The organism is Butyrivibrio sp. NC2002, assembly GCF_000702265.1.
In the GTDB taxonomy this organism is placed as follows: domain Bacteria; phylum Bacillota; class Clostridia; order Lachnospirales; family Lachnospiraceae; genus Butyrivibrio.
Map to the genome: position 1 here is coordinate 44429 of NZ_JNKZ01000010.1, position 18657 is coordinate 63085.

25 protein-coding genes are annotated in these 18657 nt (G+C 39.7%); 8 read left to right on the plus strand and 17 right to left on the minus strand.

The features are described from left to right. Positions 1-68 precede the first annotated feature (68 nt). Positions 69-386, minus strand: coding sequence for a BrnA antitoxin family protein (locus T543_RS05965; RefSeq protein ID WP_026660017.1), 318 nt, complete (start codon positions 384-386; stop codon positions 69-71). Next, complete coding sequence (locus T543_RS05970; RefSeq protein WP_242839484.1) at positions 362-658, minus strand: BrnT family toxin; 297 nt, start codon at positions 656-658, stop codon at positions 362-364. Before T543_RS05970 ends, T543_RS05965 begins: the two co-directional genes overlap by 25 nt. A 315-nt stretch (positions 659-973) precedes the next feature. On the opposite strand from T543_RS05970, the gene T543_RS16655 reads away from it, so the two are divergent. Genes T543_RS16655 through T543_RS05980 form a run of 3 tightly spaced genes read left to right on the plus strand, consistent with a single transcriptional unit; the run spans position 974 to position 2496 of the window. After that, positions 974-1231 carry a tyrosine-type recombinase/integrase gene (locus tag T543_RS16655; RefSeq protein WP_442856088.1) on the plus strand — a complete coding sequence of 86 codons (258 nt, stop codon included), beginning with the start codon at positions 974-976 and terminating at the stop codon, positions 1229-1231. A 25-nt stretch (positions 1232-1256) separates the two neighbouring features. Next, the gene (locus tag T543_RS15135; protein ID WP_081829967.1) at positions 1257-1517 is read left to right on the plus strand and encodes a hypothetical protein; all 261 of its coding nucleotides are present in this window, start codon (positions 1257-1259) and stop codon (positions 1515-1517) included. A 46-nt stretch (positions 1518-1563) separates the two neighbouring features. Continuing rightward, positions 1564-2496, plus strand: a complete 933-nt coding sequence (locus T543_RS05980; protein ID WP_035766771.1) for a tetratricopeptide repeat protein — start codon at positions 1564-1566, stop codon at positions 2494-2496. Positions 2497-2567: 71 nt separating this feature from the next. On the opposite strand, the gene T543_RS05985 is transcribed toward T543_RS05980, so the two are convergent. The 7 genes from T543_RS05985 to T543_RS06015 all read right to left on the minus strand — a co-directional run bounded on the left by T543_RS05985 (position 2568) and on the right by T543_RS06015 (position 5772). Then, complete coding sequence (locus tag T543_RS05985) at positions 2568-2885, minus strand: GNAT family N-acetyltransferase (RefSeq protein WP_330369972.1); 318 nt, start codon at positions 2883-2885, stop codon at positions 2568-2570. Continuing rightward, positions 2870-3088 carry a hypothetical protein gene (locus T543_RS05990; protein WP_035766774.1) on the minus strand — a complete coding sequence of 73 codons (219 nt, stop codon included), beginning with the start codon at positions 3086-3088 and terminating at the stop codon, positions 2870-2872. Before T543_RS05990 ends, T543_RS05985 begins: the two co-directional genes overlap by 16 nt. Before the next feature lie 19 nt (positions 3089-3107). Beyond that, positions 3108-3956: a YwqG family protein gene (locus tag T543_RS15140; RefSeq protein WP_051638583.1), complete on the minus strand. Its 849-nt coding sequence runs from the start codon at positions 3954-3956 to the stop codon at positions 3108-3110. A 13-nt stretch (positions 3957-3969) separates the two neighbouring features. Next, positions 3970-4377: a DUF2716 domain-containing protein gene (locus T543_RS16660; RefSeq protein ID WP_051638584.1), complete on the minus strand. Its 408-nt coding sequence runs from the start codon at positions 4375-4377 to the stop codon at positions 3970-3972. Further along, the gene (locus tag T543_RS06005; RefSeq protein ID WP_035766775.1) at positions 4340-4669 is read right to left on the minus strand and encodes a hypothetical protein; all 330 of its coding nucleotides are present in this window, start codon (positions 4667-4669) and stop codon (positions 4340-4342) included. Before T543_RS06005 ends, T543_RS16660 begins: the two co-directional genes overlap by 38 nt. 73 nt (positions 4670-4742) lie before the next feature. Then, the gene (locus tag T543_RS06010; protein WP_035766776.1) at positions 4743-5402 is read right to left on the minus strand and encodes a CPBP family intramembrane glutamic endopeptidase; all 660 of its coding nucleotides are present in this window, start codon (positions 5400-5402) and stop codon (positions 4743-4745) included. A 1-nt stretch (position 5403) separates the two neighbouring features. Beyond that, the gene (locus tag T543_RS06015) at positions 5404-5772 is read right to left on the minus strand and encodes a hypothetical protein (protein ID WP_035766777.1); all 369 of its coding nucleotides are present in this window, start codon (positions 5770-5772) and stop codon (positions 5404-5406) included. 623 nt (positions 5773-6395) lie between these two features. Here T543_RS06015 and T543_RS06020 point away from each other — a divergent pair. Beyond that, positions 6396-6560 carry a hypothetical protein gene (locus T543_RS06020; RefSeq protein WP_155843179.1) on the plus strand — a complete coding sequence of 55 codons (165 nt, stop codon included), beginning with the start codon at positions 6396-6398 and terminating at the stop codon, positions 6558-6560. Between the two features lie 204 nt (positions 6561-6764). After that, a complete protein-coding gene (locus tag T543_RS06025) occupies positions 6765-7235 on the plus strand; it encodes an RpiB/LacA/LacB family sugar-phosphate isomerase (RefSeq protein WP_035766779.1) in 471 nt (156 codons plus the stop codon). Positions 7236-7467: 232 nt separating this feature from the next. Here T543_RS06025 and T543_RS06030 read toward each other — a convergent pair whose 3' ends face one another. The 3 genes from T543_RS06030 to T543_RS06040 all read right to left on the minus strand — a co-directional run bounded on the left by T543_RS06030 (position 7468) and on the right by T543_RS06040 (position 10089). Further along, a complete protein-coding gene (locus T543_RS06030; RefSeq protein ID WP_035766780.1) occupies positions 7468-7770 on the minus strand; it encodes a magnetosome magnetite crystal formation protein family in 303 nt (100 codons plus the stop codon). 141 nt (positions 7771-7911) lie between these two features. After that, a complete protein-coding gene (locus tag T543_RS06035) occupies positions 7912-8331 on the minus strand; it encodes a hypothetical protein (RefSeq protein WP_035766781.1) in 420 nt (139 codons plus the stop codon). A gap of 18 nt (positions 8332-8349) precedes the next feature. Continuing rightward, complete coding sequence (locus T543_RS06040; protein WP_197023938.1) at positions 8350-10089, minus strand: RsiV family protein; 1740 nt, start codon at positions 10087-10089, stop codon at positions 8350-8352. Between the two features lie 143 nt (positions 10090-10232). Here T543_RS06040 and T543_RS06045 point away from each other — a divergent pair, with 143 nt between their 5' ends. Then, positions 10233-11606 carry an MATE family efflux transporter gene (locus T543_RS06045; RefSeq protein WP_035766787.1) on the plus strand — a complete coding sequence of 458 codons (1374 nt, stop codon included), beginning with the start codon at positions 10233-10235 and terminating at the stop codon, positions 11604-11606. 42 nt (positions 11607-11648) lie between these two features. Here T543_RS06045 and T543_RS06050 read toward each other — a convergent pair whose 3' ends face one another. Together T543_RS06050 and T543_RS06055 are read right to left on the minus strand one after the other, a co-directional pair. After that, positions 11649-12542, minus strand: coding sequence for a MurR/RpiR family transcriptional regulator (locus T543_RS06050; RefSeq protein ID WP_081829969.1), 894 nt, complete (start codon positions 12540-12542; stop codon positions 11649-11651). A 114-nt stretch (positions 12543-12656) separates the two neighbouring features. Then, complete coding sequence (locus T543_RS06055; RefSeq protein WP_035766790.1) at positions 12657-13367, minus strand: N-acetylmannosamine-6-phosphate 2-epimerase; 711 nt, start codon at positions 13365-13367, stop codon at positions 12657-12659. Between the two features lie 396 nt (positions 13368-13763). Between T543_RS06055 and nagB the strand changes: the two genes are divergently transcribed. Both nagB and nagA read left to right on the plus strand, forming a co-directional pair. Beyond that, positions 13764-14489, plus strand: a complete 726-nt coding sequence (gene nagB / locus T543_RS06060; protein ID WP_035766792.1) for a glucosamine-6-phosphate deaminase — start codon at positions 13764-13766, stop codon at positions 14487-14489. A gap of 33 nt (positions 14490-14522) precedes the next feature. Continuing rightward, on the plus strand, positions 14523-15692 hold the full coding sequence (gene nagA / locus T543_RS06065) for an N-acetylglucosamine-6-phosphate deacetylase (RefSeq protein WP_035766794.1): 1170 nt from the start codon (positions 14523-14525) through the stop codon (positions 15690-15692). Between the two features lie 126 nt (positions 15693-15818). Here the strand turns inward: nagA and T543_RS06070 are convergent, their stop codons facing one another. The 3 genes from T543_RS06070 to T543_RS06080 form a co-directional block, all read right to left on the minus strand. Then, a complete protein-coding gene (locus T543_RS06070) occupies positions 15819-16355 on the minus strand; it encodes a histidine phosphatase family protein (protein ID WP_035766796.1) in 537 nt (178 codons plus the stop codon). Between the two features lie 66 nt (positions 16356-16421). Next, positions 16422-16877 carry a C-GCAxxG-C-C family protein gene (locus T543_RS06075; RefSeq protein WP_035766797.1) on the minus strand — a complete coding sequence of 152 codons (456 nt, stop codon included), beginning with the start codon at positions 16875-16877 and terminating at the stop codon, positions 16422-16424. Between the two features lie 19 nt (positions 16878-16896). Next, complete coding sequence (locus T543_RS06080) at positions 16897-18537, minus strand: glycoside hydrolase family 9 protein (protein WP_035766798.1); 1641 nt, start codon at positions 18535-18537, stop codon at positions 16897-16899. Between the last annotated feature and the right edge of the window lie 120 nt (positions 18538-18657).

Here is an 18657-nt window from a genome sequence, read left to right on the forward strand (position 1 = left end):
AATGGGGCTATGTGAAAGAGTATAAAAATCCCATAGTCGTCAGGCTGTGGGAAGTATTAAATATTGTATTAACCCTTTATCAGATCAGGATCGTTCAGAGCATCTTCTATGATCTGAGCAAGAATCTTGGTATAACCTTTACCAAGTGATTTTGCTTTTCTAACTGTATTGGGTGAAAGTCTTAATGTCACGTTCTCTTTGCGCTTGCTTTCACGCTCCTTCTGGATGCGCTCTGAAACTCTACTGAACTTTGCAAGTTCCTCTTTTGTAAGAAGCGGGTTATCCTCATCATAGGAATAAGGGGTATTCTCAGCTTCTTTAAGCATTTTTAGCTGTTCTTTTGTAAGTTTTGAAGTAATATCTATTGTTTTTTTAATAGTAGCCATAATACTCTTCCCTCTCTTCCTTTTCTGGCGGATATCATCCGTATTACCTTACCATTATTTCTCATTGTGTATGAAACAACTATTACCATCAAGTGTCCATTGATAGCACCAATAACCTTGTACCTATCCTCGTTTTCACTATGTTTGCCATCATATTTCTCAATACGACATTCATCAGCAAATACGTGGGCTGCAGTAGAAAAATCAATCTTGTGCTTACTTATATTCTTTTTTTCCTTAACGTCGTCCCATTCAAATTCCATATTGTTCATAATAATATTATAGTATTTGCAATACAAATTTGCAATGCATACTCGTAATGCATAATTGAATATAATCACATATTCTGCTTTTTACAAAAATAACTTAAATTTGTTCGGCTTTTTATTGATTTATCTTAAAAGGATCGCCTTTTTACAATTTCTTGCTTTATTTTTTTTAATAAAAAAGTATAAAAAGCCGAACGTTTGACTTTTTACACTTCTATCTTTAAATATTTTACAGGTTTAGCTTAATCCGACAAATACTTTAGCGCACAAAGGACAAAATATAATGTTGATGATAAGGAAATTCCTGCATTCACAACTATTAAGGGTGAACGCCTTGGAGTCCGTGCTGTAGAAAACCTTGTGAAAAAATATGCTGAGTTTAGCCTTGGCTCAGCTAAAGGAAAAACTATAACACCACATAAACTGCGCTCCAGTTTTGCCATGAGCTTTTATCAAGAAAGTGACAAGGACATATTATTACTGAAAGAAATGCTTCACCATTCCAGTATTAACACAACGAATATATATGCTAAAGCCTCACCCGGACAGAAAAAAGAGGCGAGAAATCTGCTCTGAGATTTACGGAATCCAGGACCCTAATATGACAGATCGTTTTAATCTGGCGGCGGAAGATTCTGTGAAAGCTATAAAAGAAGAAAGGGTAAAAGAGATTTTTCTTAATCGGATATGTCCAACAATAACCAAGTTCGATAAGAAAGATATGCCTGTTGTAGACGATCTTCTCAGAGATTTTTATCAGCTTCCGGACACAGAACGTGCTGAAATGATTGAACATATTGCGGTTTCGCTGAAATATCATGCAGATCCAGAGCGTGTAAAAGAGACACATTCTGTCAATTAATGTGCTATCATAATATAGCGACTACGGGAGAAAAGAGGAATAAGTTTTGTCAAAAGTAAACATGCTAGATTTACCTGCAGAAGAATTTGCACGGAAGCTGGATAAAAGGAGCAAAGCCTCCGCCACCTTTTTTGTTGTTTCAATATTGGTATTCATCCTTATTTATTTTGGAACCTATATATCCAATATGATGGTTATCTTCTCAGATCTCGATGATAACATTTCAAAAATTCATTATATTATCTCTGCGCTTGTGCGTAATTTAGCTGGATGGGTTGTAATTGTCGGCATTATTGTCATTCTTTTCAGGAGCGCAAGAGAAGTCGTGTGGACGCAGAGCATATTTGTAGAACAATGCAATCCACGGAAATATGTAGATGTAGCTGACTGGAGGGTAAAACTTAATCGGCATATGTATAAGAACACTTACCTTGGAAGGTATTGCTTCAACTATGTATCAGCTCTGGGATATCTGAAAGAATATGAGCAGGCCTTTGCAAGACTTGATGAAATCAGCCAAAAGAAATTAAAGCCCATGAGAGCAATCTATTACAATTTTAAAAGAGGGAATCTTTACGCAGATCTGAGTAAAATTGATGAAAGCAAAAAGTGTTTGGAGTCATTAGATAGTCTGCTTGCCAGCGGAAAATATAAAGGTATGAAGCTTTCAAGTGCTATTCGTTATAGAGACAACCTCGAAGGAATCATTGCTTTAGCTGAAGGGAATTATAACAGAGCGGCGGAAATATATAGAAAGTTACTCGAAAAGAAGGAAAATCGCCTTAATACCATTATCTATAACCATCGTCTCGGTATGGCTGAGTATAATGCAGGCAATTACATGGATGCATACATGGCGCTGTCAAAAGCCTATGACCAGGGCAAAGATACTAAGCTGCCAATCATGGCGGAGGTTAACGAGAAATACTTTGAATTAAAAGATAAAGTGAACAGCTTATTTGGAAAAACGATAGCATAATACGAGCCGCTACAATAACTGAAGACGATTATTATAGCGGCTTTTGATGTTTACAGATATAATTTACGCTATCAAAAAGTAAGCCTCATTTGATTCCAGGAAACACCGCCATGCTGGGACTTGTCGCTTCGACATTCATTCATGAAGCCAAACTTTGTATAATAACTTACCAGCTCATCCTCACAGGTCAGGACAAGGCCGGCACGTTTCTGCTCCCTTGCAGTATCTATTGCTCTTTGGATAAGCTCACCGGCATATCCGTGTTTACGATAACCGGGAAGCGTGTTCACTCCGAATATCATCTGCCAGCGTCCGGAAGCATCGTGCATATCAGCTTTTGCATACATTTCATCCTTCAAATCCGGCTCATTGGTTACAAAACCATCCACCTGATTTCATCATCATCAACATCATTGCCTTCAATGAATCTTTCCGAGTATCTCTCTGCATTATCCGTATAGTATTGTCTTGGATTGTCTATCATTCCCTGCTTCTCTGCCGGGATTCCAAGAATATCTGCTATCTCCCTGTAAACGGTCAAATTGTTTTCTGCTTCATTAGCTTTACTATTTTTCTTCCCAAATAAAATCATGTGTCTTATCTACTCTCCTTCATGAACAATCTAGAACATACTGCATTCTGTCAAATCTGAGCGCTTTAAGGTCATCTTTTCTAATGTAGAAATGAATGAATCCATCTACAAACAGTACATTGAACGCATCAGCACTCGGATCAATCTGTAAGAGCTGTACCCAGTTTTCAATTTCAGCAGTTACCGTTTCCTGGGTCTCTTCACTTATTGCCACATCATAGAAACCTCTATGCTTCTTTTCACAGGTATATTCCACACAATGCTGAACATAATCTGCGTGCCCTAAAACTTTATGCTTTTCAAATGCGCTGTCATCCTCATGCCCCAGTTCCCTGATGCTGTCATTATATAAATCACAGTCAAAGCCGCCACATAAATCATATAAAAACTCAAATGTAGGAAGGCTTTCTGAGGATGTAAAAGAAACTTCTTTTTCAGCTACTTCTTCATAATCAGGGTACTTTTCCGTAGCATCAGCGGGTTCCAGGCTATATACATCTTCAAAATAGAATACTTTGGCCGCATTCTTTTCAAATGGAGCTTCTCCAAAAAACACTTCATCCGTCACACAATAGAAAAAGCTGAGCATTCCTTTCTTTGGCAGAACTCCTTCTTTATCGTATAGAGACAACTCCTCCAGATTGTACTGGCAAAGAAAAGTAAGCGGAATGCCTTCTTCCTCTTTATCTTCTTCATGATAGCGGAACACAGGCCACTCAAACCCTCTCGGCACAGAAGGCTTTCCACCTATTTTGCTGGAGGTTGCAGAAATGCTATTGTTGTTATCATGGATATCAATTACTATCTCGTTTCTGACCTTTTCAAGTATTACCGGTGTTAATTCTTCTCTAGTTTTGATTTTTCCCATATGTTTTTATCCTTTATTTTATTTTTGTCCATCCAAATTTCTGATATGCTTCCTCTGTCTTTTCCACAAGCCTGTTTCCGAATACCCAGATTTCCTGCCTCCAGGGATGCCCCAGATATCCAAAAGCAAAGTTTTCTTCGATAAAAAAGTGGTAATCTCCATCCGGAATAAAACTCAGAAAATAGGCTATGCTGTAACCTCGCGTGCTGTTATCTTTGTTTTGTACCGACCTTTGCTCATCAGGATTTCTTGGATCACCTGGCCGAATACACCCTTTCCCTTCTTTTTTCCCAATATTGTGGTTTAATACGAATACATATACTGTGGACTTATACTTTTCTATGTAGCATTGGCTACCCGACTTGCGTGTATTGCTGCTACCATTACCTATATACCGCGCAATAAAGTTCTTCCACTCCAAAACTGCTTACTGGTCTGTCTCCGCCGCGTATTTCAACCTTTGTGCAACGATTCTCAACCTTATGAATAAAAGCCGCTTTCTTTTCGGTGCTTTCTCGTTCAGCTAAGTCCTGGTCTTCATTTGCCCCCATGTAAACAGTCCATACGGTTAAGCTTCTTGTATATGGAAGATAAGCTACGACTTTGTGCCGGAGAAATGAAGAAAGCATTTCGCCCTCCTGATACTCTAAGACCATGGCTTTCTGATCATCGTCTCCATTGCATATGCTCTCTCTGGTTGCATATATAATCATGTGTCGAACCTCATATCCTCTTGTAATAGTCATTTCATGTGTATGATAAAGTGTTTAAATCAATGTCACTTAATCACAGTACCCCTGCCAGCAGTGCCAAATACCCAACAACATTAATCGATGAATGCAGCAATATGGAAGCAAAAATGTTTTTATTCCAGTCATAGAACAGCGTTAAGATAACTGCCGGAGCCAGATAATAGAAGAATTCCAATGGAGCTACGATATGTATGCAGTCAAATAAAACAATGGAAACCATTGTAAGAACAATCCACATGCATTTTCTTTTCGGTCTGCCAATAACGCTATAGCGAAACACCATTTCTTCAATTATGGGAGCAAATACGCATCCCTGTATCACGCCAAATGCCAAAGGAACTGCATTCAGCTGATTCTTTACGTTCTCATTATTAACCGGCAGAATAGCATTACAATAGGTATTAGCTATCCAGAGAACAAACATAGTCAGAGCTAAATCAATTACCAAAACAATCAGCCATCTCAGATAAAATCTCCCGTCCTTCAATTTTCTAGTAGCAATCTCAAGCAATTCATCTTTAAGCTCCTTGTGAAACATCAATAATACAATCACAAAGAGTAACACGTATACCATGAATGATGCCCATTCACCAGAAATAATTGGTGCGATAAGTTCCCATAGCCCAAAATTTATAAGATAGAATAGGGCTATCATGCACATTCTTTTACCATATAATTCAAGATATTTTTTCATATCAGTACTCATACTTATTAGCTTTTTTATGATGCTTCTCAAAAGTGCTCTTGATGATGAGTCCAGTGCCAACTACTACCGGAACGAATACAAGCAGGATGTCTGTAAGCGATGAATATGCAAAATATTGCTCTGTTCCAAGAACGAGCGCTACAACTAATAGGCACAGCGACATCACAAAACATCCCCATGTAAATTTGTTTTTATTAACTACTACTGCTATTGCTGAAATTATAAGAAGAACCAGAACTATTGCAGAAGTGCTTACCCTGCCGATCTTGTAGAATCCGAATGATGATACGCGTACCATCTTGAACAGCATAAATAAGCCGATGATAACAAGAACCCATCCAACATTTCTTTTTGTCATACTTGTTTCCCTCCAAATGATAAAATTCCCCCAAGCTTCAATTATATGGTAAAAATCTCAGTAATAGAAGTAATCTTTCAATATATGTTATTTCACACAGAAAAGTCTTTCCAATATTCTTTTTACATATGTTTGAAAATATCGTTCTTACAGGAGCAATGATCTATCCATTCAGTGATGTTTACAAAACACTGGTTAATCCGGTTTCAATTGTACTTGATATAGTATTTTTTGTAATCATTACCAGAACAAGATTATATAAAGATAGTCTTGAAGCCATGAATTAAATTACAATAAATGCGCCCTCGCAGTAATGCGGGGGGCGTACCTGTGTATTCCAGCGGTTCGTAGAGACAAAGTAAAAAAGAATCTGTTTATCTTTGTCACAGCCATGCTGTGCCTTTTATTTGTGCCTAAAGGGACAAGTATCGTATCCCATGCAGCTACAAGGGATTTAGTCGACGGAAGTACATTCAACCAGAGAATCAAATCTTTTACAAATAGCAATGTTACATGGACTACTGAGGACAAGACTATCAAGAAGATAATTTTTGCAAAGGAGCCCGGAAAGCCTGCAAATAAGCTTAGCCAAAAGTCTGTCGGAGATGGAGTTATGGCATACTATGACGAAAGTAAAGATTACCGCAAACAAGTCCCTCAAGGTGGGCAAAAATGCATTTATAAAGCTTCACAAGAATGCCAAGATCACGGTTAAAGGAGTAAAAGAAAAATCCAAACAAAAGCTCATTAAAAAGCTTAAGAAACAGACTAATGCTGTGGTAAAGTAATATATTTCATTAGTGTTCCTCATTTTACAATAATGGTGCTGCAACTCTAAGGAAATTATTTATGGTATTGTGGATAAAGCCTCGGTTTATATCCTCTAAATGCCTTTCTCTGCAGTCTTTTAAAGTATTTAAATAGACAATTATAAATGGTATGATGTCTGTAGAAAACCTTGTGTCCTTTTTTTCGTATAGGAGGCTGATACCATGAAAATTGCAATGGCAAACGATCATGCTGGAACTGCTATGAAAAACGAGATCAAGAAATATCTGTTAGATAACGGCTACGAAGTCGAGGACTTCGGGACCTATGATGAAGAAAGCTGTGACCTTTCCGATTTTGTATACCCTGCTGCGCTCTCAGTTGCAAAGGGCGAATGCGAAAGGGGGATCTTTTGTGATGGCGTTGGATATGGCAGCGCACTTATAGCAAACAAGATAAATGGCTGTTATGCGGCTGTCTGCCAGGATCCTCTCTGTGCCGCCCTTGCCCGTCAGCACACAGATTCCAATATACTCTGCCTTGGCGCAAAGATAATAGGCACCCTCATTTCCATGGAGATAGTAAAGACCTGGCTTAATACCGATCCTCTTATGGATGAAAAATACAGAAGAAGAGTAAAGAAGGTATGCGATATTAACGATAAATGCTGCGTACCAGTTGATGAACTCAAATGAGATTTAGAGAAAAACGCTGAAGCTTTCACTTTGCTTCAGCGTTTTTTGATAAGGCACAATGGTTTTTTTGTGATAATTTATTAAGGTCTTTCAATATTCTATCTGCTTGCGCCGCCTCCGTCTGAGTAACCACCACCGAAGGAATCACTTGAATCAGAATAACTATATTTCAAGTTAAACTGACGCTATTCTATAATCAATGAGTCAATCTGAAACATCTCCGATGAATCATTTAATTGAACAGTGTATACTCTCCTATATACGGAAGAGGTTCCTCGCTCATTTTTGCAGCTCTTACAATTCCCATGATGGAAAGTACAAGACATGCAATTCCGAGTATATTTCCTGCAAGTGCCAGGATACCGCCAAGCCTTGTAAGGAATGTTCCAACAGTTCCAATCAGGTTGATGATAAGTGCCTGGTTAAGATGCCTTCTGACAAGTGTATCTTCTCTGTCTCTCATCAGAAACGATACTACAAATCCAACCCATGTGATGTAGCTTAGTACTGCGAATAATTTTGAATGCTTATTCATGTTTAATCTCTCCTCATCTATAACTTTTTTCAGTTTGCAGTTCCTACCTCTCCGTTTTCCCGGAAAGATATCCTCTTTATGTTTGAAGTATAAAGCTTGCCAAGAACATATTATATATCTAATTTTTCAAAAAACTACGCTCTATTTTGCCTTTTTATTGTAATAGAGAAATGCAGCATCGATTATAGCCAGCACTGTAAAGAAAACAAATCCGGCAGTTGATGTTCCTTTGGCATACTCAGCTGAAGTATACCATTGAGGATCACTGCCTTTTGCATTTGCAGAATTCGGATTCTGATATACAGTCACAGTATCTCCGATATCATATATATCTCCCGGAATTTTGTATTCCCCGTTCTCATTAATTCCTTTCATATAATAGGAATTTCCGGTTTTTCCACCATTTCCGGTTTCATACTTGTCAATAATAACCACTTCCTGCGAAATGATCTTTGTATTTCCAAAGGCTTCCTTACTATAAGTGATCATGCCAAATATACAAAAAATTAAAAGCACAGAAAGAACTATTTTTCTGATATTGCTTGTCCTTGTTTTTTTCATATTTATTTACCCGGTGACTCATTTAGTGATCGTAAACTGATATGCGGTGTTGTATGTTGCAACATATAAAGTGTCACCAACAACCTCAAACTGGGCCGGGGCTGAGTTAACCTTGATCTGATCAACCTTGTCACCGGTATATTTATCGAGAAGATAGATGTAATCAGGTTCTGCCGTAAATCCATAGCCGCAGATAAGTGTATCATCCACGATCACAAAATTGTCAGCATTTGCTACTAGTGGCTCGCTCTTCCAGAGAAGCTCATTTGTCTCAAGAGATATAGCAGCAATATATCCGGACCAGGGATTTTCGGAAGCATACCCTGGATATTTGATTGATATATACAGTACATTATCCTCAATAACAGCCCAATTTACATATTCTCCCGCTGAAGCATATCTGTTTTCTTCCTGATCGGGGCCGTAGCAGAAAGGCTCAAAGTCAAATTCATACAGACGAGTGCTCTGATCTGCATCGTATATATCAAGTCCGCTATAATCATAGAAGTAATCCACGGTATTGGTGCCTTCATAATAGTAGTTTCCATCATTGTAGGGGAAATATTTCCTGGTAAATCCGTTCTTGTCACACCAAACCTCTGTATCCAGCCAGTCTGTTTTATCCTCAACTGTTTTGGTCAGTGATACATGGCTTTCTGAAGGCGCTTTGGCGCTATCGGATACATATTTTTTCCAGGTTGGATTCTCTACTTTTATACTTGAAATATATTCTTCTGCGTCATATCCATAATCAGCATATCCTTCAGGCGCAGCCGCCTCGACTTCGACTATATCACCTTCCTGGGTTAAAACTGATTTGGAAAGGTCTGTTGCCGGATCCATTTTGTACTGTTCAAGTAAAAGACCTGGATAATCCTCTGTTGAGAGCAAAATCTCCAGATAACCTGTTGCATAAGAAGCTATCTCATAAGGAGAAAAGATGATATTAAGTCCTTTCTCATCCACATACCATGTGTAGTTGTTATCAGCAAGTTTTTGTTTGAACTGGTCCGGGTCATCCCCTTCACTGGGGAAATAGTAGTTATCAACTTCTTCAAGTACCCCCGGATAGTTTTTGTCCAGCTCATCTCTGATAGCAGTAGTTAAAATGGTATCGTCTTTCAAAATGCTTGAAAGCTTCAGATCTTCTCCGGTTACAGGATCAATAACGATTGAAGATGAGTAATGGCTTGGATGTGCCCCACCCATATCATCATAAGATCCAAGCATCATACTAAAAATCCTGTCATCAAATCTGTTGATATTAGCTTCGATTTCAGAACAAAAGACCGGATCCTCGATATAGTCACAATCGGCTGCCATTGTGGCATATTCTGCAACATTCTGCTGTATGCTATCACTCCATGACCTGTTTATTTCCTCAATTCTTCCTTGCAGTTTTGGATATTTTTCTTTGCATTCATCTGAAAGAATTATCTCCGGAAATGAACCAGTGGCCTTTTCTTTGCCATCAATCTTACAGGATACTTTGCGTGATATAACAGTGATCGCAGTGCCATTTTCATCACTATTATTTGGTTCAGTTGATTCAGGTGTCTCTACCTCTTCAGGTGTCTCTGTTGACTCAGTTGGTTCAATTGTCTCTGCCTCTTCACTGTGAGGCGCTTGTTCAGATTGATTTTCATCAATTGTGTTTGCAATTTCAGTTTCCTCTGCCGGCTCTGTTTTGGCACAAGCAGTAAGCATCATTACAGATGATAAAATTATTGCGGTTTTTCTAAAAAATTTTTTCTTCATAACTTTTTTCACTCCAATGTTTTCCATTGTACCACAGAATAAGTCAATCTGTTACGTCCCCCGGTAACTCTTTTGCTCTTTCTTATCTTTGCATTTTCTGTTATATATATCTTAATTAGGTAAGTTTATTAAGAGGTGAATGTATGCAGGCAAAAATGACAAAAGGAAAACCGATCGTACTGTTACTGCAATTCGTAGTACCGATATTGCTCGGTTTTATTTTTCAGCAGTTCTATAACATGGTAGATACTATTATCGTTGGTCGTTTTGTATCACCCGGAGCCCTCGCTGCAGTTGGCTCAACAGGCACAATCATGTTCATGGTAATGGGTCTTGCCAACGGTATGACAACAGGTTACACCGTTTTGATCAGTCACAAATTCGGCGCAGGCGATACGGAAGGCACTAGAAAAGCCTTTGTAAACGCTATCCTTTTGGGTATCATAAGCACCCTGTTTATTACTGTTATTGCTCTCGCAGCAATGCGTCCGCTTCTTACTATAATGAACACTCCTGCTGATATTTTTGACGATGCCTACTCATACATATTTACTATCTGCGCAGGTAGCATCGCTCTGATCGGATATAATCTTCTTGCAGCATCACTAAGAGCCATCGGAAACAGCCGAACACCTCTGTATTTTCTGATATTTTCCGCGCTCCTTAATATATTGCTGGATCTTGTATTCATAGTAGTATTTCACCTGGGAACCTTCGGCGCTGCACTCGCAACCGATCTCTCGCAGGGTATTTCCGCTGTTTTGTGCATGATCTATATTGTAAAAAAAGTAAAAATCCTGTGCCCCAAGGCAACCGACTGGCACCTTAACAAGGATTATTCTTTAAAGCAGCTCAATATCGGAATTCCCATGGCTCTGCAGTTTGGAATAACATCCTCAGGCACTATGGTCATGCAGTCTTCCATAAATATATATGGTTCAACCGCTGTTACCGGCTTTACTTCAGCGGGAAAAGTAGTCAATCTCATGACTGCGGGAATGCCTTCAATCGGTCAGACTCTGGCAGCTTACGCAGGTCAGAACTATGGCTACGGCAATCTGGACAGAGTCCATCAGGGAACAAAGGATGCACTTAAGTTATCATGCATTTATTCGGTCATCACAGGATTTTTAAGTGTTCTCCTGATGCCTGTTATAATCGGATTTTTCTTTGATTCGGGAGTGGATATGGCATCATATCTTCCTTATGCAAGAGCCTACATCATGGAATGTGTACCCTTCTATATTCCGTTGTCTATGATTTTCATCTATAGAAATACCATGCAGGCATGCGGATATGGAAAAACCGCGTTGATGCTGGGAATTGTAGAGCTTGTATCAAGACTTGCCACCGCATTTTTGTCTATAAAAATGCATAGCTATAAAATGGCAGTTGCAGGTGATGCAACCGCTTGGTTTATCACCGGAATAATATCCTTCATCCTGTACCTTGGTGTGATGAAACAGTTAAGAAAAAGAATGGCCCTGCGAAAAGATAAAAGTGCAACTATAGCTTAGATATCACGCTTTTCTCCATATCGCCGGCCAGTTAGATAAAACTCAGATCTCATCCTCTCTTTCATCGGAAATAGCTGAAAGAGTAGCGCGGATCTTCTGTGTTTTAAGCCATACATCATTAGCAAAATAATAAGAATACAGAATGTCTATCATGATCAAAATAGGAAACTGCGGTGATATTCTCATCCCTGTATCCATATTTTTCATGGAAGATAACGGAACAAGTACGTCATAGCAACCTGAAAGTGACTTTTGTTTTCCGGCTGAAAACAAAGCAGTCTTTGCTCCCTGCTTTTTTGCAAGTAAGAGGCTCTCTATAATAACTTTAGATCTTCCGGATAATGAAAAACCGATCATCAAAGTATCGGGTGACGAGAGCGACGCTGTCATCTGTATTATCTGGCTGTCTGTTATTGCTTCAACATCAAGTCCCACCCGCATGAATCGCATCTGGAACTCTCTTGCTGCAAACCCGGAGCTACCAAGTCCCAACACCTTGACTCTTCCTGAACTGTTAAGCATGGAAGCGACACGCATAAGCGCTCCGGTGTCTATATTTTCAAAGCTTTCCCCAAGGAGGCTGTAGTAGCTTGCCTCAACCTTTTTGGCGATGGTTGGAATATTCTGCTCCTCATCACTGACGTACAATGCCTGTTCCATCTGAAGGCTGGTCTCATAGGAATAGATGAATTCTCGATAGCCCTTATAGCCGCATTTTTGTGCAAACCTCGACAAGGTTGCCTCGGAAACATAGAGTTCCTTGGATATTTTTTTAGATGAAAAGTCTGTTACAACCCGGGTGTTTAAAAAATATTCAGCCACGGTTTTCTCCGCCGCTGTCAGCTCCGGTAAGACTTTTTGTATCAATTTTTTTGTTGAATTTTCCATATATTCGTATTTTGACTTATCCATAGGGTTATCATAACATAGAGACATGAGAATTAAAAATGAAGAGAAAACTAACTTAATATCGCTTCTTAAAGAAATTCAGATGCCTGATGAGGTAATATAAACTTATAGATGATAAAGCTTTTGATTATCATTTGATCATCATTCAAGAATCCTGGCAAATTTGCGGGTTATAAGTTGCGGCCTTGTTATAGCGCCGCCGACAACTACTGCCAAAGAGCCGTAATCCATAACTTTTTTTGCTTTAACCGGCTCGTCGATATTGCCCTCAGCTATTACAGGATGACTGACGCTCTTTATTATTTCACGCAAAATTAAAAACGATCCTGCTTCAATGTGATCATCCCTCGTATAACTTGTATATCCCACAAGGGTCGTTCCTATGAGGTCAAATCCCAGTTCATCGGCATGGACCGCCTCTTCAAGATTTGAGCAATCAGCCATAAAAAGCTGATTGGGATATTTTTCCCTGACAGATGAAAAGAAATCATCAAGGGTTACGTTCCCAGGTCTTATCCTCTTTGTCGCATCTAAGGCAATTATGTCGGGCCTCTCATCTCCCATTCCCATAAGCGCATCTACTTCGGCCATAGTGGGTGTTATGTACACTTCCGAATCCTCATAATCCTTTTTTATAATTCCAATGATCGGAAGATCAACGTTATTTCGTATTTCTGCAATGTCCTCTACAGTGTTTGCTCTGATTCCGCCGGCTCCGCCTTCATAGGCAGCTTTGGCCATACGTCCCATGATAAACGATGAATGGAGCGGTTCATCGGGAAGTGCCTGACATGAAACTATAAGGCGACCTTTTATCTTATTTAATATTGCTAAATTCTTTGAATTATCCATATTATCCTTTCAAAGAGCAGCAGATACAGCTCTTACTAAATCATTGTGAACTACTCGGTAATTGAATTGCCGAGGATTCTCGCTTAGTATTCCTAAATACCATTTATTATTCTAGTATTTCTCTCAATTTACATTACAGGCAAATTTACAGGATTTGCAAGGAAAAAACCCGTTTTCCGAAAGTTCTTTCCTGGAAAAGCTGATAATATCAGCTATATTCACAATTTTTGCATCATGTTTTTGTGCATTATGGACAATGGCTGTGAATGGTGTTTCAGATTTCGCGTGACATATTGTGTTTATGTGATAGGCAATCATACAATCAATATAACGATATCCTAATGTCAAATATTGCGGGATTACGACCGCTTCAACAAATATGGGAGGTTTCTTTTTATGAAAATTATCAAAGTAAAAAATTACGATGAAATGAGCAGAAAGGCAGCAAATATCATCTCCGCACAGGTTTTGATAAAGCCCGATTCTGTTCTTGGACTTGCAACAGGCGGAAGTCCGCTTGGAACATATAAACAGCTTATTGAGTGGTATAACAAAGGTGATATCGATTTTTCAGAGATCACCTCTATAAATCTTGACGAATACGTGGGGCTTCCTGACACACATGAGCAGAGTTATCACTATTTCATGCATGAAAACTTTTTCGATCATGTAAATGTCAAACCGGAAAACATCCATGTTCCTAATGGAGTTGCTGCCAACATGACCCAGGCTTGCCGCGAGTATGAAGAACTCATAAAAAAAGCCGGCGGAATCGATCTTCAGTTACTTGGAATCGGCACAGACGGACATATCGGTTTTAATGAGCCCGATGACTTTTTCGAGCCCTTAACTCACGTAGTCAGCCTCACTGAAAGTACGATCAAAGCAAACACAAGATTTTTTGACAGCGAGGATGACGTTCCAAGGAAAGCGATCACAGTTGGAATAAAGACAATCATGCAGGCAAAAAAGGTTCTGCTTATCGTAAATGGAAAAAACAAAGCTGACGCAGTAAAAGAAGCTGTCTGCGGCAAGGTAACACCCGCTGTTCCCGCTTCTATTTTGCAGCTTCATCCTGATTGCACCATAATAGGTGACGAGGAAGCTTTTTCTAAGCTTTGATATAATGATTTCTAATTTCATTGGAGGATTATTATGAAAATAACCGGCGCAAAGGTCTTTGCAGCAGATCATATTTTTAAAAACGAAGATATTTATATAAAAGGCGACCGCATCGCAGAAGCTTCATCCGATGATGAAACATTTGATGCATCTGGATTAACCGCTATCCCGGGACTTGTCGATATTCATTTTCATGGCGCAGTTGGTCATGACTTTTGTAATACAGACTTGGATGGTCTTAGGAAAATCGCAGAATACGAGGCTCAAAACGGAATACTGGCAATATGCCCCGCCACTATGACCTATAGTGAAGAAATTCTTTCAGAAATCTGTGAAAGAGCGCATGAATATGCATCTAAAGAAAATGAGTCATCAAAAGGCCCGGAAAATAACACAGGCAGTGTATCTCCTGCAGCTGATTTTGTCGGCATAAACATGGAAGGTCCCTTCATAAGTAAGGATAAGATAGGTGCGCAAAACCCCAAATATCTGGCAGCTCCCAATGTCGATATGTTCCGCAGACTTCAGAAAACAAGCGGAAATCTTATAAAGCTTGTAGACATCGCTCCGGAACTGGATGAAAGCCTTGACTTTATAAGGGAAGTATCAGGTGAAGTAACGATTTCACTTGCGCACACATCAAGCGACTATGACACTGCAACAAAAGCTTTTAATGCAGGCGCACGCCATATGACGCATTTATTTAATGCTATGCCCGGAATAACACACAGAAGTCCCGGACCAATAATTGCTGCCCTTGAAAACAATGCTGAAGTTGAGCTCATAGCTGACGGAATCCACATTCATCCTGCAATGGTCAGATTTGTGTTTAACACTTTTAGCGAAGATAAAGTAATACTTATCGCAGACAGCATGGAAGCAACAGGTCTTCCCGATGGAGAATATCAGCTCGGTGGTCAGGAGGTAACAGTAAAAGGAAACCTTGCCGTTCTTACCGAAAATTCGGGAACTATCGCAGGCTCTGTGACAAATCTATATGATTGCATGAAAAAAGCAGTAAAAGAAATGGGTGTACCGCTTGAGAAAGCTATTCGCGCATCATCGGAAAATCCTGCAGTATCTATCGGCATCTCCAAGGATTATGGCTCAATCTCTGCCGGCAAGTACGCAAATATCCTATTAGTTGATGATGATCTAAACATTAAACATATCATTCAGCACGGAAAGCTGCGTAGCCTTTAACTACTATGGGGTTGTGAATTTTTTTCACAGCCCCACTTTATATTAATTATAAAAACTTCCCACATCTCGAGGGGTCATGGCGCCTTGGAGCGGGTGCATGACCCCTCGAGATGTGGGAAGTATTAGTTAATTAAAGTCGTACCTTTTTATTTCGCAATTCTTTATGCCGCATGATGAGAATTCTTCGTTGTCCATTTCCCTGAAATATGATTCGACCATTCGGACAATTCCGTTATGCGCAACGAGTATTACTTCTCTATCTCCTGCCTTGATGTCATCAAGCAGGTTATATATTCTTTGCGCAAGGTGGAGCATGGACTCTCCTGTTCCGAATCTGCTTGCCATATCTTTCTTAGCTTCATGGAATTCTTTTCCATCCCGAGGCGTTGATTCATACCTTCCAAAGTTTTGTTCCATAATCCTCGGCTCTACTTCCATCGGAATCCCGGTAACTTCGGAAATATGTCTTGCCGTCTCTTTTGCCCTGATAAGAGGCGAAGTAAGGATTATATCTGCTTTAATTCCCATTTCAAGAATCTTTTTGCCGGTTTCGATTGCCTGCTCATGGCCTTTTTCAGTAAGTTCTATATCCGTTGCGCCGCATATCTTGTTTTCAACATTCCAGACTGTTTCGCCATGCCTTACATAGTAAAAATGATTCATATTTTTAAACTTTCTCCCTTAAAGTCGTAATGCCCGAAATCAGCATTAACCTGCTTCAAATATGCCTTATTGCGGAGGATTTTCCTTGATATATTCATCAAGTATCTCTGCAGCATCTCCTATTATTTCCGGGCAAGGCCTTTTCTTGTAGTATTCAGCAGTACGCGCTTCAGGGACAGGAACATCATGACGGACACTGAGTCCAAGCATTTCGCGACATATAATTGTTCCGTGCTTTTCTTCAAAACGCCTGGCAAGCTCCTGAATTCTTACGTAGTGATCCGCTTTTACCTGACCTGTTTCCGGCCCGTCATATCCATACAGAATTCCGGCAACCATGAACATTCCACTCACAGACCCGCATACCTCGCGAAGTCTGCCCATTCCTCCTCCGAAAGATGATGCCATCCTGGATAAAACAGCTTCGTCTATCGGGATCAGATCCTTAAATGCAAGGACAACCGACTGCGAGCAGTTATAACCATTCATAAAATTTGCCATTGCCGCTTCTCTTCTAGTCAAAGTTCCTGTCTCCTTTTAGTTATAATAATCCCGCCATAACAAATACGAGGGGTGAGTTCCAATAAATTGTAATCTCATTTAATGAATAACACGCAATATCGTCAAGATAGCATTTCATAGGTGCTAGATCTTTAGGAAGTTCCCTTGCTTTCTCGTCCTGAAGACCTGTGTTTGGTCCGCCGGAAACAAGACCCGGCCAGGGTTCTTCTATATCATCCACAGCTGTCGGACGAAGGTGGGGATTTTTAAATGCTTTTTCTCCGTTGCCTGTTACATAGCTGACATCCATACTGTTGCAGCCAAGAAGATAATCAAGTCCTGAGGTAATAGCTACCTTGTACTCATCCTTGTGAACAATCTTTTTATCAGTAGTTGTGAGAACCATAAGGTATTTAAGAAGCTCCATATTGCTTCCCCAGATGAAATCCTCTGCTCTCATGCACAGGCCAAAGCCGTTCTTTTTTGCCTCATTAACAAGCCTGTCTGATTCAGCCTCAAAATGTTTTTTCATCTCATTAAGAAGGTCACCCTCTTCATTTTTAAGCATGATAGAAAGTGCTCCAAGACCTGCAACTTCTGCCCAGCCAAGTCCGGTGAAAGCATCTGCAGTAAAACCCTTCTCTTTTGCTTTTTCACTGAATGCTTCAAGTCTTTCTTTTTCACGGATGATGTCTTCGTAATAGTCTTTATCTCCAAATGCTTCATATAAAGCTGAGGCAGCCCAGAATCTGTTGGAAATATCTTCAGCCTCATCATACTGTCCTGTATTAGAGCCATCAGGGTTATAAAATAAGAGCTCGTCAGGATTCTCCTTAAGCCACTTATAAGCCTTCTTTGAGCAGGATGCAAGCTTATCGGCATAATCCTTGTCATAATCCTTGTAAATGCTGCATGCAAGTGCAAAAACGGCTGCTATATCAGCTGTTGCAAGGGATGATACCGCAAACAAAAACAGCTCTTCCTTATCATCCTCAGGCATTACAAAGGGTGCGTGATTAAATGTGGTAACTTTATGCCACACTGCTCCGTCCTGTCTCTGCATCTTCATAAGGAAATCCAGCTCAACCTTAACCTCAGCAAGTATGTCAGGAAGATTTCCTTTATCGCATGAAACCGCGGGAATATCGAACTTTACATCTAAGAGATTTTCAAAAAATCTGACTCCGTATAAAATGTGAGCCACAGCAACTGCGCCTGCAGTCGAATATCTGCCAAAATCTCCTGCATCGTGCCAGCCGCCTGTTACATCGACAGGCTCTGCATCCTCGCCGTATACTGTTGCCTTAGTCATATGGCAGGGCTTATGGTAATATTTTCCGGCAAATTCTTTAGTAAGCGCATCTCCGCAGCGAAGATAATAAAAGCACTTACATATATCCTTCATAAGCTTTTCATATACATTTTCGCCTATGCTAAATGATGCACTCTTTGCATCTTTTGATATTACATTATATTTTCCGTTTTCCTTAAGGTTACTGAAATCGGCTACGCTAACGTCCTCTCCGGATATATCATCCTTTCCGAAGTGAACAGCTTTTCCGGTGTAAACACATTCCCCATTACTGTTTACTACCTTGTAATCATCCCCTTCAAAATTAAATACTGCTTTTTTTGTGCTATCAGGAGTAAAACCTACCTGATTCAAATAGATCTTTCCCATACCTAATACCTCTCCTTAAAAAATATTTACCCATAAAATCATACCACTATTTTTATCTTTTTTTAATGTGTTACATGTGCTGAACTGATACTTTATATAGTATGATGATAGAGTCAAAAG